Origin of the sequence: Streptomyces sp. CB02366, from assembly GCF_001905905.1 — a bacterium.
Taxonomy (GTDB): Bacteria; Actinomycetota; Actinomycetes; order Streptomycetales; family Streptomycetaceae; genus Streptomyces.
Genome location: NZ_LIVT01000006.1, coordinates 346639 through 363159, shown reverse-complemented (window position 1 = coordinate 363159; position 16521 = coordinate 346639). Strand labels below are relative to the sequence as shown.

At 70.6% G+C, this 16521-nt stretch carries 14 protein-coding genes; 8 read left to right on the top strand and 6 right to left on the bottom strand.

Features of this window, described 5'->3' with window-relative positions; translation table 11 throughout:
* Positions 1-107: 107 nt before the first annotated feature.
* Positions 108-2156, bottom strand: coding sequence for a CocE/NonD family hydrolase (locus tag AMK24_RS20610; protein ID WP_073770271.1), 2049 nt, complete (start codon positions 2154-2156; stop codon positions 108-110).
* 81 nt (positions 2157-2237) lie between these two features.
* Positions 2238-3518, bottom strand: a complete 1281-nt coding sequence (locus tag AMK24_RS20605) for an ATP-grasp domain-containing protein (protein WP_073770270.1) — start codon at positions 3516-3518, stop codon at positions 2238-2240.
* Positions 3519-3692: 174 nt separating this feature from the next.
* On the opposite strand from AMK24_RS20605, the gene AMK24_RS20600 reads away from it, so the two are divergent.
* Both AMK24_RS20600 and AMK24_RS20595 read left to right on the top strand, forming a co-directional pair.
* The gene (locus AMK24_RS20600) at positions 3693-6182 is read left to right on the top strand and encodes a molybdopterin oxidoreductase family protein (RefSeq protein ID WP_073770269.1); all 2490 of its coding nucleotides are present in this window, start codon (positions 3693-3695) and stop codon (positions 6180-6182) included.
* Entirely contained in the window at positions 6179-6670 is a 492-nt protein-coding gene (locus tag AMK24_RS20595; RefSeq protein WP_073770268.1) for a hypothetical protein, read from the top strand. The genes AMK24_RS20600 and AMK24_RS20595 overlap by 4 nt, the downstream gene beginning before the upstream one ends.
* Before the next feature lie 192 nt (positions 6671-6862).
* On the opposite strand, the gene AMK24_RS20590 is transcribed toward AMK24_RS20595, so the two are convergent.
* Positions 6863-7855, bottom strand: a complete 993-nt coding sequence (locus tag AMK24_RS20590) for a GlxA family transcriptional regulator (RefSeq protein WP_073770267.1) — start codon at positions 7853-7855, stop codon at positions 6863-6865.
* Between the two features lie 52 nt (positions 7856-7907).
* On the opposite strand from AMK24_RS20590, the gene AMK24_RS20585 reads away from it, so the two are divergent.
* The 3 genes from AMK24_RS20585 to AMK24_RS20575 all read left to right on the top strand — a co-directional run bounded on the left by AMK24_RS20585 (position 7908) and on the right by AMK24_RS20575 (position 10335).
* Positions 7908-8303, top strand: coding sequence for a cupin domain-containing protein (locus AMK24_RS20585; RefSeq protein WP_073770266.1), 396 nt, complete (start codon positions 7908-7910; stop codon positions 8301-8303).
* A gap of 753 nt (positions 8304-9056) precedes the next feature.
* Positions 9057-9293, top strand: a complete 237-nt coding sequence (locus AMK24_RS20580; protein ID WP_073770265.1) for a DUF397 domain-containing protein — start codon at positions 9057-9059, stop codon at positions 9291-9293.
* Positions 9294-9384: 91 nt separating this feature from the next.
* Positions 9385-10335 (top strand): helix-turn-helix domain-containing protein, encoded by a 951-nt coding sequence (locus AMK24_RS20575; protein WP_073770264.1) that lies wholly within the window; start codon positions 9385-9387, stop codon positions 10333-10335.
* Position 10336: 1 nt separating this feature from the next.
* Here the strand turns inward: AMK24_RS20575 and AMK24_RS20570 are convergent, their stop codons facing one another.
* Positions 10337-11158: an SAM-dependent methyltransferase gene (locus AMK24_RS20570; RefSeq protein ID WP_073770263.1), complete on the bottom strand. Its 822-nt coding sequence runs from the start codon at positions 11156-11158 to the stop codon at positions 10337-10339.
* A 1610-nt stretch (positions 11159-12768) separates the two neighbouring features.
* Positions 12769-13248: a GNAT family N-acetyltransferase gene (locus tag AMK24_RS20560; protein WP_073770261.1), complete on the bottom strand. Its 480-nt coding sequence runs from the start codon at positions 13246-13248 to the stop codon at positions 12769-12771.
* A gap of 444 nt (positions 13249-13692) precedes the next feature.
* Between AMK24_RS20560 and AMK24_RS20555 the strand changes: the two genes are divergently transcribed.
* The 3 genes from AMK24_RS20555 (at position 13693) to AMK24_RS20545 (ending at position 15519) form a co-directional block, all read left to right on the top strand.
* Positions 13693-13911, top strand: coding sequence for a hypothetical protein (locus AMK24_RS20555; protein ID WP_073770260.1), 219 nt, complete (start codon positions 13693-13695; stop codon positions 13909-13911).
* A 98-nt stretch (positions 13912-14009) separates the two neighbouring features.
* Complete coding sequence (locus AMK24_RS20550; protein WP_073770259.1) at positions 14010-15008, top strand: sporulation protein; 999 nt, start codon at positions 14010-14012, stop codon at positions 15006-15008.
* Between the two features lie 55 nt (positions 15009-15063).
* Positions 15064-15519 carry a tellurite resistance TerB family protein gene (locus AMK24_RS20545; RefSeq protein ID WP_073770258.1) on the top strand — a complete coding sequence of 152 codons (456 nt, stop codon included), beginning with the start codon at positions 15064-15066 and terminating at the stop codon, positions 15517-15519.
* 66 nt (positions 15520-15585) lie between these two features.
* Here the strand turns inward: AMK24_RS20545 and AMK24_RS20540 are convergent, their stop codons facing one another.
* Positions 15586-16521, bottom strand: coding sequence for a M56 family metallopeptidase (locus AMK24_RS20540; protein ID WP_073770343.1), 936 nt, complete (start codon positions 16519-16521; stop codon positions 15586-15588).

The following is a 16521-nucleotide window of genomic DNA, read 5'->3' as shown; positions in this document are numbered from 1 at the left end:
CGCCCCGATACATCCGGTATCGGGGCGGCCCTCCGCCTTGCGATCGCACGCACCGGACGCCGCCGAGCCCGCCCTCCGGGCGGACGACGCTACTTTCGAAACACGCCCTAGACGCGCGTCCGGGGCACGTCCTCGTTCCACGTACGGGAGAACACGCGGCGGCCGCCCTCGTAACCGTCCAGGGTCGCGTCCACGTGGAAGGCGTCCCTGTCCGACGTCAGGACGGTGCGCGTCTCGACGCGCACGTCCCACCCGGGCCGGCCGAAGGTCATGGTCCAGGCCGACTCGCCCCGTACCGAGCCGAAGTCCTCGGCCACCCAGCTGTACCGCTCGCGGGCGCGCAGACCGACGTCGATCCCGGCGTCCTCGTACCGCCGCACCCCCTGGTCCTTCACGATGTCGAGCACGGACCGGTAGTCCACCAGGTCACGCGAGACCGTCCACGCCTGCTCCGGTTCGCCGAGCTGGGTGACGGCCGACGGCGCGCAGCCCTCGGGCTCGCCGAAGGGACGCAGTTCGGTGTCCGTGGCGACGTCCTGGTCGCGGACGGGCAGGGTGAGCGCGCTTCCGCTCTCGTACACCGTGAGCAGGACCGGCTCGGGCGCGGGCCAGACCAGCGGCCAGTACGAGGTGGACAGGGAGACCCGGATGCGGTGGCCGGGCGGGAACGCCTGCGCGACCCCGTGCAGAGGCACGCGGACCGTGTACCGCTCCCCCGGGACGAGCTCGCTCGGCTCCGCCTCACTGCTCCTGTGGGCGAGGTTGAGCACCCCGTAGGTGACCCGCGTCGAGCGTCCGTCCGGAGCGACGTCGGAGAGGCGGACGTTCACCTGCGCGGCAGGGGCGTCGGCCGACACGTCGAGGGTGACGGAGGGGGTGCCGAGGATCTCCACCCGGTCGGTCAGGACGTCGGTCTCGAAGACGAGCGACCCGCCGTCCTCCTCGCGCTGGTCGTAGGGCAGGTCCGGCGGCGCGTTGTAGGACGCCCACTTGCCGGCGAACTGGCCGACGGACAGCGGGGACTGGACGGTGTACGCGCGCTCGGGGCCCTCGGGCCGCTCCGCCGCCCCGCCGCTCCCGCCGGGCATCAGGAGTCCGCGGTCGTGGAAGGGCAGCACGGTGTCCGCGACGTGCGGCGAGGGCCAGGAGGGCTCCCCGATCCAGCGCCCGGGCCGCTCCTCGTACGAGGTGGAGGGCGGCACGCTCTCCTGCATCCAGGTGCGGAGCATGGGGCCGTCCATGACGCCGTTGTCCAGGCCCTTGAGCCAGTGGTCCCACCAGCGCACCACTTCCTGGAGGTAGCCGATGGCGGGGCCCGGCTCCCCCAGGTGGGGCAGCTTGTGCGACCAGGGGCCGATCAGCCCCTTGCGGGGCACGTCGACGTGGCGCAGCAGCCGGGTGACGGCGTTGGAGTAGCCGTCGGCCCATCCGCTGGAGGCGAGGACCGGGCAGGCGAGGGCGCTGTAGTCCTCGCTGAGGCTGGCGTGGCGCCAGTAGGCGTCGCGCTGCGGGTGGCGCAGCCACTCCAGGACCCAGGGGCGGGCCGCCCGCAGCCGCTCCTCCCACATCGCGCGCCACCGGTCGCCGACCACGGCCGGGTCGGGCGGGCAGGTGGCGTAGGCGAACATGGTGCCGGCCTCGGCCAGGTTGTCGGAGAGCATGGCGCCGCCCAGGTAGTGCATGTCGTCCGCGTACCGGTCGTCGGTGAAGGACGAGATGCAGATGGCGCGCAGGCTCGGAGGCCGGCGGGCGGCGACCTGGAGGGCGGCGAAGGCGCCCCAGGAGATGCCCATCATGCCGGTGGCGCCGTCGCACCAGGGCTGGTCGGCCAGCCAGGCGAGGACGGCTTCGGCGTCGGCCTGCTCCTGTTCGAGGTACTCGTCGGTGAGGACGCCGTCGGACTCGCCGGTGCCCCGGATGTCGACCCGGACGCAGGCGTAGCCGTGCCCGGCGATGTAGGGGTGGTGGATGGAGTCCCGTGGGGAGGTGAGGTCGTTCTTGCGGTAGGGGATGTACTCAAGGACCGCCGGGACCGGCTCGGTGTCGGAGGAGACGGGCCGCCAGATCCGTGCCGAGAGCCGGGCTCCGTCGGCCATCGGGATCGTGACGTGCTTCTCCTCCTTGACCGCGTGGGGGAGTTGGTCCACGTGTCGCATGGTGCTGCGACCTCCTCTGCTGCTCGGGTGTCCGGGCCCGCTCGGTGCTGTCGGGCCCGTGGTCGCCGTGGTTCGCGCCGGTCAGTCGAAGGAGAGGCCCAGGGCCGCCACTGCGCGGTCGAACTTGCGGCGCAGGTCCTCCTCATCGTTCCCGCCGGTGAAGATGTGCGCGACCTCGTAGCTGTAGCTGTCCTGCTGCGAGACGGTGGAGAGCTTCTGCCCCTCCTCGGGAACGACGTCGATGCGGACGCCGGGGATCTCCTTCTCGATCTCGGCGATCCGCTCCGGGCCGGGTATCTCGTGCACCTTGCCGTCGGTGAACCAGCGGTAGTACCACTTGGCCGCCATGGCGTAGTCGCCCCTGCCGCCGGGCAGGGCCGGGTCGCGGCCGAGCGCCAGCGCGATCATCCGGTGGTGGTTGGGGACGCCGTCGACGTACTGGAACAGCTCCGCGTGGGATTGGGAGTGGCGGGGGTTGATCTCCAGCAGGCTGACGTCACGGGTCTTGGGGTCGTAGAAGTACTCGATGCTGAAGGTGGCCGTGTCGAAGCCGATCTGGCGCATCGTGCGCTCGCTGACGTCGTGCAGGGTGCGGATGACGTCGGGCGGCAGGGTGCTGGGGTACTGGTGGCGCAGGAAGCAGGACGAGTCGGGGTAGTTGATCGAGTCCAGCACTCCGTAGACGGTGGGCCGGCCCTCGTGGACGTAGCCCTCGACGGCCACCTGGATTCCGGTCATCGCCTCTTCCGCGAGGCAGACCTCGCCGCCGACGCCGTCCATCTCCTCGGGCAGTTCCAGCATGTCGAGCACGGTCTCGAAGGGCCGCCCGACCCGTCCGATCCCGCTCCGGATCTCCTTCACCGCGGCACGGAACTCGCTCTCGTCCTTCACACCGAAGGCCAGCTCGGACGAGTAGGCGAGGGCGGGCTTGAGCCACATCGGGAAGGAGACGCCCTCGGGCGGCCGCGGGTCGTCGGTGTCGAGGTCGACGCGGCCGAAGCGCGGATACGCGTCGACCGCCTTGCGCTGCTCCAGCCGGCTCCAGTACTTGTGCTCGCACTTCACCACGGACTCCAGGCTCGTGGTGCGGGTGCCGTACTCCTTGCCGAGGATCGGGACCATGGTGCTGACGGGGAAGTCCCAGTAGCCCACGATGGCGTCGATGCTCCCCTCGTGCGCGTCGAGCACCTTGCGGGCCCGGTCGAGGAGGTCGTTCACGGAGACCTCGCCCTCCTGGAGCTCCTCCGGGGTGAGCAGCCCGTGGAAGCGGTAGGCGTCCGCGTCCGGAACGGCGCGCAAGGTGGGCAGGTTGGCCTCGTCGAGGCCGATGACGAAGATGTTCTGACGGTGGTCCTCGGGCATGCGGGGGTCCTTTCGCAGGGGGACGGTGGTGTGTGTTCGGCCGCGTGCCCGATGACGGCGGGCCCATGCGTGGACGTACGCGGGGCGACGCCTCCCCGTTAGGGAACGCCCGTGGCGGGTACTGATGGCCGGTCGAGGAAACGGGCGCCGGCGGGCGCCGTCCGGGAGGTGCGTATGGAGACGTGGGTCGACCGGATCGCGCGGCCGTGGGGCGGCCGTACCCCGTACGCCCGCGGCCGGGCGTGGCCCGCGCGGGTGGACGCCCACCTGTCGGAAGGCGTGGAGACCGAGGACGTGGAGCGGTGGGTCCAGACCGCTTCGATCCTGCATTCCGACGGTGACGCCATGGACATCGCGGTCAAGGACGGCCGGATGGTCGGGGTGCGCGGCCGGAAGGCGGACCGGGTCAATCGCGGCCGGCTGGGGCCGAAGGACGTGTTCGGCTGGCAGGCCAACGCCTCACCGGACCGCCTGACCCAACCGCTCGTCCGCCGTGACGGGAAGCTGGTCCCGACGGACTGGGACACCGCGATGGGCCTGGTGGCCGCTCGCTCCCGTGACCTGCTCCGGGAACGGGGGCCCGGATCGATCGGGTTCTACACCTCCGGCCAGCTGTTCCTGGAGGAGTACTACACGCTGGCGGTCGCGGCCCGGGCCGGTATCGGCACGAACCACCTCGACGGGAACACGCGTCTGTGCACCTCGACGGCGGCCGAGGCGCTCAAGGAGTCCTTCGGCTGCGACGGCCAGCCCGGTACGTACGACGACATCGACCACGCCGATGTGATCGCGCTGTTCGGCCACAACCTCGCCGAGACCCAGCCCGTGCAGTGGATGCGCGTCCTCGACCGGCTCGACGGGGGCGACCCGCCCCGCCTGGTATGCGTGGATCCGCGGCCCACGCAGGTCGCGCGGGCGGCTGCCGTGCACCTGGCTCCGCGGGTCGGGACGAACGTGGCCCTGCTCAACGCGATCCTGCACGAGATCATCCGCGGCGGCCGCGTCGACCAGGCCTACGTCGACGCCCACACCGTCGGATTCGACGAACTGGCGAAGACGGTCCAGGAGTGCACCCCCGCGTGGGCGTCGCGCATCTGCGACGTTCCGGCGGCGCGGATCGGGGAAGCGGCCGAGGTGCTCGGCACGGCCGACAGGCTCCTTTCCACCGTCCTGCAGGGGGTCTACCAGTCCCACCAGGCCACCGCCGCCGCCGTGCAGATCAACAACCTGCACCTCCTGCGCGGCATGCTGGGACGGCCGGGCGCCGGCGTACTGCAGATGAACGGGCAGCCCACGGCGCAGAACACCCGCGAATGCGGCGCCAACGGCGACCTTCCCGGATTCCGGAACTGGCAGAACGACGAGCACGTGGCCGACCTCGCCCGGGTCTGGAACGTCGAACCCGCGACGATCCCGCACTACGCCCCGCCCACCCACGCCATGCAGATGTTCCGCTACGCGGAGCAGGGCTCGATCCGCATGCTGTGGATCAGCGGCACCAACCCTGCCGTATCCCTGCCCGAGCTGTCGCGCATCCGCTCCATCCTGTCCCAGGAGCGGCTGTTCGTCGTGGTCCAGGACCTGTTCCCGACGGAGACCGCCCAGCTGGCGGACGTGGTCCTGCCGGCGGCGACGTGGGGCGAGAAGACCGGCGCCTTCACGAACGCGGACCGCACCGTGCACCTGTCCGACAAGGCGGTGGAACCGCCGGGCGAGGCACGGCCGGACCTGGACATCTTCCTCGACTACGCCCGGCGCATGGGCTTCACCGACAAGGACGGTGCGCCGCTGATCACCTGGCACGACCCTGAGTCCGCCTTCGAGGCGTGGAAGCGCTGCAGCGCCGGCCGCCCCTGCGACTACACCGGTCTCACCTACGAAAGGCTCCGCGGGGGCAGCGGAATCCAGTGGCCGTGCACCGAGCAGGCGCCGGAGGGAACCCACCGCCTGTACACCCGGGGAATCACCTGGGCGGACCCAAACGTGTGCGAGAGCTACGGCAAGGACCTCCTCACCGGCGCCTCCGCCACAGCCGTCGAGTACCGGTCCCTCAACCCGGGAGGCAAGGCGATGCTGAAGGCCGCCGAGTACGTTCCCCCGCAGGAAGCGCCGGACGGCGACCACCCGTTCCAGCTCACCACCGGGCGCACCCTCTACCACTTCCACACCCGTACCAAGACGGGCCGGGTCCCTCAGCTGAACGCGGCGGCGCCCGACGTATGGGTGGAGATCTCTTCCCCGGACGCGGCAGCCCGTGGACTGGAGGAGGGCGACCTCGTGGAAGTCACCAGCCCCCGGGGCGCTCTGCGCGGGCGTCTGAGGATCACCGGTATCCGGCCCGGCCTGCTGTTCGTCCCCTTCCACTACGGCTACTGGGACACGGCCTCCGGTTCGGGTCCGGGCGACGGAACCCCGCCGCGCGCGGCGAACGAGACGACCGTCACCGCCTGGGATCCGGCGTCCAAGCAGCCGCTGTTCAAGACGGCCGCCGCCGCGCTCGCCCTCGTCGAGAAGGGCGCGGGGCGCTCCGCTCCGGCCCCCACGACCACCGCGTCGGCGCCCTTGCGCACGGGCGGGATCCGCCCCACCCGGGGCGGCCCCCCGGCACGGGTCCGGGAGACGACCGACACCCACGGGGACGGTACCGACGGAGCCTCGCGGTGAACGCGATCGCCCTCGTCCTGCGGGCGCTGCACGACGGGGAGCGGCGGCTGGCCGGGGAACTGGCCGCCGTCGCGGAACGCCACAGCGCCGAACACGAGGTCCACCACGTCGCGAAGGACCTGGTCGCCTGGTCGAACGAGCACTGCGTCCGCCTGGCGGCGGCAGCCGGGCACTACGGCCTGGACCTGGACGGTCCCGCGCACCGGCCCACCGCCGGTCCGGCGCCGACGTTCCGCGAGGAGTCCGCCGCGATCCCGGACCATCGGCCCCCGCCAGGTCTCCTCCTGCTCGAAGACCTGCGGGGACTCCATCTCGGCGCGGCGGGCAACTCCCTGTACTGGGAGATGCTCGCCCAGGCGGCGCGGGCGGCGAAGGACACACGTCTGCTGGACCTGGCGACGTCCTGCCACCCCCGGACGCTGCGGCAGATGCGCTGGACCACCACCATGGTCAAGAACCTGTCCCCGCAGATCCTGACGAGTCGGTGAACCCGGCTTTCGCACAGGTACGCCCTCGCCCGGTGCGGGCCGCCGTCCCGGCACGCCCCCGCTGCCCGCGCCCGGCCCGCGAGTCTGCCGCCGTGCGCACAGTCGTGGTCGGGGCGCCCGGCGAGGACGGTCCCACCGGGCCGGGGCACGTCTGCCTCGAAACGCCGGTTCGCCGCCCGGGGACACGTGCCGTCAGCCCGCCCCCGGGCCGAACCGGCTCCTGTACGCCGACGGGGTGATGCCGGTCTCGCGACGCATCAGGGCGCGCAGACGGGCGGCGGTGCCCAGCCCGCTGCGTCGCGCGACCACCTCGAACCGGGACTCGCCCCGCTCGATCAGCCGGCACGCCAGAGCGACGCGTTCCCCCGTGAGCCACGTCAACGGCGTCGTGCCCAGTTGCGCCCGGAAGCGGCGGTGCAACGTCGCCGGACTGACCGCCGCACGGGCCGCGAGGTCCGGGACGGTGAGCGGCGAGTCCAACCGTTCCTGGGCCCAGGCCAGGACGGGCGCCAGGGACTCGTCGGGCAGGTCGGGCATGGGCCGCTCCACGAACTGCCGCTGCCCGCCGTCCCGGTGCGCGGCGAAGACCAGGCGCCGGCTCACCGAGTTGGCGATCTCCGCGCCGTGGTCGCGGCGGACCACATGCAGCCCGAGGTCGAGCGCGGCCGCGCTGCCCGCCGCGGTGAGGATGTCGCCGTCGTCCACGAACAGCACGTCCGAGGCGAAGCGGACGGAGGGGAAGCGGGCCCGGAAGGAATCCGCCCACTGCCAGTGCGCGGTGGCCCGGCGCCCGTCGAGGACTCCGGCCTCGGCCAGGGTGAAGGCGCCGCTGCAGAAGCCGACCAGCCGCGCACCGCGTGCGTGCGCCCGCCGGACGGCGTCGAGTACAGCGGGGCGGCGGGGCGCCTCGACGTCCGGGCGGTTGGGGACGATCAAGGTGTCCGCCGTGTCGGCCGCTTCCAGCCCGGCGACTCCCGTGAGCGTGAAGAATCCGTCCCTCATGAGGGTGCGGGGCTCGGGGGAGCAGAGTCCGAAGTCGTAGAGATCACGGCCGATCTCCGGTCTGCGCAGACCGAAGACCTCGGTCGCGCAGCCGAGCTCGAAGGGGTTGGAGTTCTCGTCCACGATCACGACGACCCGGTGCACGTCCGCCGCGGGAACCGCCTGCGAGGATTCTTTCGTCATGTGCGATTCCTAGCACTCACGGCGGCCCTGTCGAACAGCGCAGGATGAGCCCGTGAGTAGCGAACCCCTCTCCCTCAGCCAGGCTCTGGCCTCCTTCGACGCCCTGTGGAGTCCCCGCATCGTCACGCGCGTCAACGACTACGACGTCCGCGTCGCGAAGGTCGAGGGCGAACATCTCTGGCACGTCCACGACGACACCGACGAGTTCTTCCTGGTACTCGACGGCGAGCTGCACATCTCCTTGCGCGAGCCCGACGGTGAGCGCACGGTCCTGCTGCCCCGGGGGGCGGTCTTCACCGTTCCCCGGGGCACGGAGCACAAGCCGTACGCTCCGTCCCCCACCGCGATCCTCCTGTTCGAGCCCACCGGGACGCCGTCCGTGGGCGATCGCCACGACGAGATCCCGGAGCACGTGGACTCCACGACCGGGCACGCCCTCGGAACCTGACCCGGCGGGCGGGGGCGGGCCGGCTCTCCTCGCCCCGGAGGCGCACACGCGGCAGCCGTGGCCGGCGGACCTCCGCCGGCCACGGCTGCCGGTGGGTCCGCTCGTGCGGGCTGTGAGCGGGGGCGGCTGCCGGCCGCGGCCCATCAGCCACGAAGCCCGGCTCGGTGCGGGGACCCATCGCGGCGGCGGGTACACAGACCGCCGCGCCTGCACACAGAACTGTCCGCGGCGTCGTAGCGGGCGCGGGGGCCCGGGCGCGGGCCCCACCCCAAGGCCGAGCCTGCACCACTCCTGCCCAAGGACTGTCCGAATCAGCAGGGGGCGGATGCCGCGTCCGTGGCGGTGGCGGTGGCGGTGGCGGCAAAGGGACACTTCATGATCGCGATTACCCGTGCCCGTATCGGAAGCGGGAGGGCCGGCTTCCCCGCACGCGTCGGATCTATTGAATGCTGAATTTCTTGCCCGGTCGACCGACCGCTTCCCTCTCTGTTCTCCACAGGGCAAGTCCAGCCAACCTCGGCGACAGAGAGGCGGCATCGATCCCGAACGGCGAATTAAGCATATTAATGCTTTCCGTCTCACCGATACCGCTCTTTCGGGGGACTCCACCAACGCGCTGAAGGGCCTAGGATTTCACGTGCTCTCAAGGGGTCGTGAAATTTTCACCACCCTGCGAAACCGTCGGATCGTCAGGTGCGTCTTGGGCGGCACGCGGGCATCAGTGCAGCTCAGGCAGGGAAGGAGCGATGACACATGCAGGATCTCTACACCGGGATGACCGCGAGTTCGATTCCCGGAGCGCAATGGAGGAAGTCCTCGTGGAGCGACGACGCGATCAACTGCGTCGAAGTATGCGAGCCCGCTGAAAACCAGGTCGCGGTCCGGGACTCCAAGGCGCCGGACGGCCCCGCTTTGGTATTCGGCCGCGGCACCATGATCGCCTTCGTCGAGGGGTCGGCCACAGGAGATCTCGCCGAACTGACTGTCTGAAAAGCGGCGGCCAACGCTTGCACCTGGTGTGGCGGCTTGTTCATTCTGAACGCGTGGCGGCAAACTGCCGTCAACGCGCGAGGAGTTCAACATGTCCGGTCGGATTCTGGCTCTGGTGGGCCAGCAGGAGCAGGGGCCGCCTTCGACCCCGCAGGCCGCAGCACGGCTCGTAGGAGCCCTGCTGCGGCATCTGCGTGCCCAGCGACGGCTGAACCTCACGGACGTCGCCGACGTGCCGGGCCTCGGGTCGCCGGCCACCCTGAGCCGGATGGAACGGGCGCTGGGCGAGCAGCTCAACGAGGATCGCGTCTTCGCCCTGCTCACCTTCTACAAGGCTCCGCAGGACGTCATAGACGAGGCCGCGACCCTGATGCGGCAGTCCCAGGGACAGCAGTGGTGGTCGAACTACTCCGACGTGGTGGGCGAGTTGCTCGCCACCGTGCTCGCCATGGAGGCGACCTCCAAGGTGATCCGGGTCTTCCAGGAGATCAACGTCCCCGGCGTTCTCCAGACTGCCGGCTACGCACGGGCTCTGATGACGGACTACTCCCGTGCGCAGCACGACTCCGAGGTACGGCGGCGGAATCTGGAACTGATCGACCGGCGGCTGGAGATGCGTCTGATGCGCCAGCGCCTCCTCGACCAGGAGGACGCCCCCATCGTTCACGTCGTCCTCGCGGAGTCGGTGCTCAACAAGGAGCTGGGCGGGGCCAAGGTGATGCGGGAGCAGCTGCGCCACCTGTTCAACCTGGTGGAGAACAGGCCGAACATCCATATCCACGTTCTCCCCGGAAGCGCGATGAGGCAGGGCTCGCCGCTCCATCCGGCGATGACCCTCTTCAAACCTCATGAGAGCGAGACCGGGAAGGCCGTCTACCTGGAGAACAAGAACCGGGGCGGGGAGTTCCTCGTCGATCCCGCCGAGGTGGAGACCTATCAGGCGTCGATGGACGACTGGTGGGAGCGGGCCCTGGCGAAGGAGGAGACGCTGGAGCTGCTCCAGACGTACATCGACCGGCTGGCCATGGAGCCCGAGGCGTAGGTCAGCGGATACGGGCGACCGCGCCGTACTCGATCCATTCGTCGGTCTTCTGCCGGGGGGCGAGGTCGCTGTCGGGCAGCCACCGGGACACCTCGACCGGCGTCGATGTCCCGACGAGCTCAAGGCCGTCGAAGAAGCGGTCGACCTCGTCCGGCGGCCGGACTTCGCCCCAGCGTCCGTCGGTGATGCCGTGCATGAAGTCGGTGATCTCGGCGCGCAGTTCGGCGTCCGGACTGGCGAGCTGCGAGATCACCATGTAGCTGCCGGACGGGAGACGCTCAGCGACCGCGGCGACGAGGGACCAGGGGTCGTCGCTGTCGGGAATGCAATGGAGTACGGAAACGAAGAGAGCGGCTACGGGGAGGTTTTCACGTGTGAGGCGCCGGACTTCGGGGCTGGAGAAGATCTTCTCGGTGTCGCGGAAGTCGGCGTCGAGAACGGCGGTCGTCCTGGGGTCCTCGGCGAGCATCGTCCGTCCGTGCGCGATGACCATGGGGTCGTTGTCGACATAGACGACGTGACTGTCGGGATTGACTTCCTGCGCCACCTGGTGGACATTCGGACGTGTCGGCAGCCCTGATCCGTGGTCGAGGAAATGTCTCACGCCGAATTCGCGGGCCAGGTACTTGACCGAGCGGACCAGGAAAGCCCGGTTGGCCAAGGCCAGGCTTCGGGTACTCGGCGCCATGCGGAGTAGTTCATCACAGGCGTCGCGGTCTACTTGGTAATTGTCGGTGCCGCCTAAAAGGTGGTCGTACATTCTGGCGACACTGGGCTTGCTGATGTCGACGATGAGTCGCTCCTCACGGTTTCGGGCGTACACGTCTCCCGCGAGACGCCACGGACCCCGAAGACGGATCGCCCATGTTAGGAGGGCCGTTGGCACGGGGGCTACCCGTATCCCCGAACGGGCGAAACATCCTGACGCGAATCAGTCAGGCTCCCGGACGCCGACGCTCCGGCGCACTCCCCCGCACCCGGCAGCGCATTCGTCACCGGCATATTCACCAAAGGGGCCTCCGGGCGATCCCTCGCAGCGCACGCGTCCGGAGCAATTCAAATCCGGGCCTGTCCAGCCCCATGGCATGGGCGGCGTCAGGAGCGGAGAGACCGAGGCGGTAGCGCAGCAGCAGGGCGTCAACCTCGCGCGGACCGAGAACACGGCTCAGTCGCCGTACGGATGGCGTGTGATGCGGAACGGACTTGGCCGAGAGCAACTCCCAGGCCACGGCGGCAGGGGCCGCGGTACGGAGTGCGGCGTCCCACCGGGAGGCGAGGTCGCGCAGTGCGTCACCGGTTATGTCCGCGCCGAGACGGGAGCAGCCCGCCGCGGCCGTACCGAAGGCCAGATAGACGGGCCGGCGGTCACAGCAGAACGCGTCGTAGACGAGCGCGGATCGGAGCCCTCGCCCTGCCGGGGCGTCCGACGCCCGCACGGCGGTTCTGACGGCGCTTTCGGCCCTGCTCACCAGGACGTTCGCCGAGCGCGTCGGCACGTCGCTCACCTTCCCACTCGTGAGGTAGCCGGGGCCGCACCCCGAGGGCGGCTGTTCAGCACGCCGCAGCCCAGGGCCGCACGTCCCCGGGGCGCGGACGGGGCGGTGGGGGTGCGGTCCACCCGTCTCCGGCGGGGCCGGCGCCCGGTCAGCGCGGGTGCGTCGGCTTCGGCGCCGGACCTTGAGGTACGCGATGGCACTGCGGTCGCGCCGGGCCGCCGCCGAGAACGTCATCGGCGCCTGCGGGTGGAGCGGTTCGGTGCGTACGGCCGTCGCCGCGACGAGACCCGTCCGCGGCAGCGAGCCGAGGCGGAGCGTCGCCCGAAAGGGCCTGCCGGTAAAAGTTCACACAAGAGCGGAGAGCGGAATTCCGGCCTCGGGGTCTCCCGGAATGAATCACATGATTCCCCGGCGAACGCGCTGAATCAATTTCTTACTCCTTGGTGCGTCATCGATCCGGAACGCGGGGGGGGGCTCCGACGCCGCCACTCGACTCGGAGGCTCTTTCCGCTCCTTCCAGGAAGTCCGTGCCTTCCAGGAAGCTAGCCCAGCACCAACCGCCGCCGAGGCGCACGACAGCGGTGAAAACGGAACAGGAAACTCCCCCGTGCGCACGCGCGCGCCAGCAGCATCCCTCACTCTTGACCGCACGAAGAATGATCGCGACCACCTACCGACCGAAAGTGATCGCGACGGAGCGCACACTTCAACGGGCCACTGAAAATACTTCACACCCTCAGTTGACAACGTCAACATTTCGAGTGAACGGTAACCAAAACTCGGGGAAGCCGATGAAAGGGCCTTTCACCCACCCGCTCCAGGGCTGCGGCCCGCAGCGGCCCTGCCGCTCCAACGGCCCGGCGCCCTCCACCTCGCCACGCCCCCAGCCCTTGCCCGGAGACTTCCACGCGAAGGCTCCATGACGGTCGAGGGTCGGTCAGGGTGCGGGGCGGTACTCCATCGACAGGGTTTCCCCCTCGCCTGCCATGCGCCGGAAACCGGCCTTCTCCCAGGCGTGCACGGCCCGCACGTTCGTCGCCGAGGGGTCGACCGTCACCCGTCGCCACCCGAGCGTGGTGCACAGGTGGGCGATCAGTGCGCGGGCCGCGTCCGGCCCCAGTCCTCGGCCTCGTGCCCCGACGGCCAGGACCATGTCGATTCCGCCCTCATCGGCGCCGGCATGCCAGTACTGCGCGTAGCCGACGGGTGCCCCCTGAGCGTGTATCAGGAAGGACTCGACCCGCGGGCGGCGCCGGCCTACGTACTTGGCGGCGACTTCCTCACGCGGCATCGGCAGCCCGCCCCAGTGCTCCACGAATTCGGGGTCGGCGAACCAACGCGCGAGCAGGTCCAGGTCGGCCTCGGACGTGGGGACAAGGCACGTCTGCTTTCCGCTGATGACCGGCCCGACGGGCATGTTCCTCCTCCAGTGGTGGTGGTGTTCTCGTCAGCGCGTGCACCGGCCGGGGCCCTCCCCTCCCTGCTCGTGCCAACGATCCCAGAAGGCGGGAGGCCAGCCGCCCGCCCTCAGGACGCTGTCGGCACCGCGCTCACCGGCCTCGGCGGCACGCTCGGGATCAGCGCGCCCGCCCGCGGTGAGGGAGGAAACGGCAAAGTGGCCCGGGGGCAGCCGGTCACGGTGCGTTTCCGGACTTTTAACCCCCCGCAACCCCGAAGTGCCCCTTGCCCCGCCGGCCCGGCTCTATACTTCTACAGTCGTGTAGAAAACATGAGGGGGCGGTCGGATTGTGCCCGGCCACCCCTGGGCGCCCCCATGCAGCCGTCGCTTTCGGGCGGCGGCTGCGTGGCCGTGCGGCCGCGCACCGCTGGTTTGACTCGCTGTTGGCCTGGGAGGGCATACGTGGCTTCGATCGATCTGGACAAGGTGCTGGACAAGGCGTGGGCGGACAAGCCGCTGAACGAGATTCTCGCCGCTCCGGTCGCGGCCCTGAAGGGGGTGTCCGACCGTGACGGCGAGCTTTTGAAGGAGGCGTTCGGCATCACCACCGTCGCCGAGCTCGCCGAACTGAAGTACGTCCGCTGGGCTCAGGCGCTGGCCGCGCTGGACGAGGCGAAGTAGTCACCATCCTCCGGCCGCGCGGTGCCGTCGGCGCCCTTGAGCAGAGGTCCCGCGGCACCGCGTCGGCAGATCCCGTACATGAAGGAGTGAACGCCGCGATGGTGTTCAAGAAGTTGCTCGGCTCGCTCGGCGTGGGCGGCCCCACGGTGGACACGGTTCTCGAGCCGGGCGCGGTGCGGCCCGGCGGCGGTCTGACGGGCCAGGTGCATCTGAAGGGCGGCAGCGCCGACTTCGACATCGAGCAGATCACCCTGGAGCTGGTGGCCCGGGTGGAGGCCGAGCACGACGGCGGAGAGGCCGAGGGGGTGGCCGCGTTCGGCCGGTTCACCGTCGCCGGCGGCTTCCGCCTGACTGCCGGCGAGCAGCGCAGTGTGCCGTTCACGGTGGCGCTGCCGTGGGAGACGCCGATCACGGAGCTGTACGGACAGGCGCTGGGCATCGTGCTCGGGGTGCGTACCGAGCTCGCGGTGGCGGGGGCGAGGGACAAGGGCGACCTCGATCCGCTCACCGTCGCCCCGCTGCCGGTGCAGGAGGCGGTCCTCGAAGCCCTCGGTCAGCTCGGCTTCGGCTTCAAGTCCGCCGACCTCGAATACGGGCACATCCGCGGTACCGGCCAGCAGTTGCCGTTCTACCAGGAGATCGAACTCACCCCCGCCCCGCAGTACGGGCACGCCATGCGGGAGCTGGAGGTCACCTTCCTGGCCGGCCCCGGCGGCATGGAGGTCGTCCTGGAGGCCGACAAGCCCGGCGGGTTCTTCTCTTCCAGTCACGACGTCGTCAACCGGCACGTCGTCAGCCACGACGGCGCAGACCAGCGTGACTGGAATACGGTCCTCGACGCCTGGATCCGTCAGATGGTCGCCGGCCACGGCCACCACAGCGTCCCCGCCCCCTACGGGCACGCAGACGCCCACTACGCCCACAGCCACCACGACGGCCAGGGCGGTCACCGCTCCGGGCCCGGCATGGGCACCGCCATCGCCGCGGGCGCGGCCGGGCTCGCCGTCGGCGTGGCCGGCGGCCTCGTCGCCGCCGAGGTCGTCGACGAGGTCGGCGACTTCTTCGAAGGCGACGACGAGGGTGACGAAGAAGCCTGACCCCCACCCATGACGCAGGCGCCCGGACCGGGCGCCGCACGACGAAGGAGCTCTTGTGGCCCTGTGGGACCGCATCCGGGAATCCGCATCGACGATGCAGACCCAGCTGACGGCGAAGAAGAACGACCTCACATCCGGCGCGTTCCGGGACGCCTCCATGGCGATGTGCGCGCTCGTCGCGGCAGCCGACGGCGCCATCGACCCTGCCGAGCGTCAGCGCGTGGCGCAGCTGATCGCCACCAACGAGGTGCTGAACAACTTCGACGCCGACGACCTGCGCCGACGCTTCGAGGACAACCTGGCCAAGCTGACGGCCGACTTCGCCTTCGGCAAGGTCGGCGTCCTGCAGGAGATCGCCAAGGCCAGGAAGAAGCCCGCCGAGGCCCGCGCCGTCATCCAGATCGGCATCGTCATCGGTGGCGCCGACGGCGATTTCGACAAGTCCGAACAAGCCGTGGTCCGTGAGGCGTGCTTCACCCTCGACCTGCCGCCCCACGAGTTCGACCTGTAGGCAGGCGCCGCCTCCCGCCTCGGCCGCCCGCCATCCCGCCGGGCGGCCGAGGCACACCCCCATCGCCTACAGCGGCGTGGCGGCCTTCAGCACGAAGAACAGCGTCACCGTCGCGTTCGCCGACGACAACGCCGAAAGAGCGGTGCCCGCCGCGGCCGTCCACGCCGCCGGCCCCACCGCGGTGAACGCCGAAGGCCACCTGCGTACCGCCGGGGCCGGCCCCAGCAGCGCCCTCACCCGCCGGGGCACCGGGCCCGCCTGCGCGAAATGGGCCAGCGTCACCGCCGGAGCGCCCTGGGAGACCAGCGCCGCCTTGCCGATCGCCCTCGCCGTCGCCCGCCTGCTGCCGATCGCGCCGGCCGCCTCCTCATCCGCCCACCGCTCCGCCGTGAAGGCCACCGCCGTACGCAACGGCCCAAGGAACGGATTCGCCCGGGCCGCCAGCTGCACAGCGAGGAGAAACCGGTGGTGCCGGCCCGCGAGGTGGGCACGCTCGTGCGCGAACAGCGCCCGCCGCTCCGCCGCCTCCAGACACGAGAGCATCGCCGTCGACACCACCACCCGGCCCTTCCCACCGCGCCGAGCCGGAAGCGCGTAGGCGTACGGACCGGTGTCCGGTAGCACCACCACCGACGTCGGCAGACCGGCCACCGCCCTTTCCGCCTGGCGCCGCACCCGCAGATGCACCCACACCGTGCGGCAGCACGCCGCCACCACCGCCCCGAGGGCGGGGATGGCCAGCAGGCCGGCGACCTCGTCGTACGGGACCGCCTCCCGCACCTCCTCGTCCGACCAGCCATCGGGCAGCGGATTGCCGGGCAGTTGCGCGGTCCCCACCACCATCAGCAGCACCAGACAGACCGTGCTGCACACGGCCAGCACCCCCGCGACCACCGACAGCAGAGGTGTGGCGGTCCGCGGATGCAGACGCTGCTCGGCCAGCCGTGCCATCGGCCACGCCGTCAACGGCAGCACCAGCGGCAGGAAGACGAAAACCCCCAT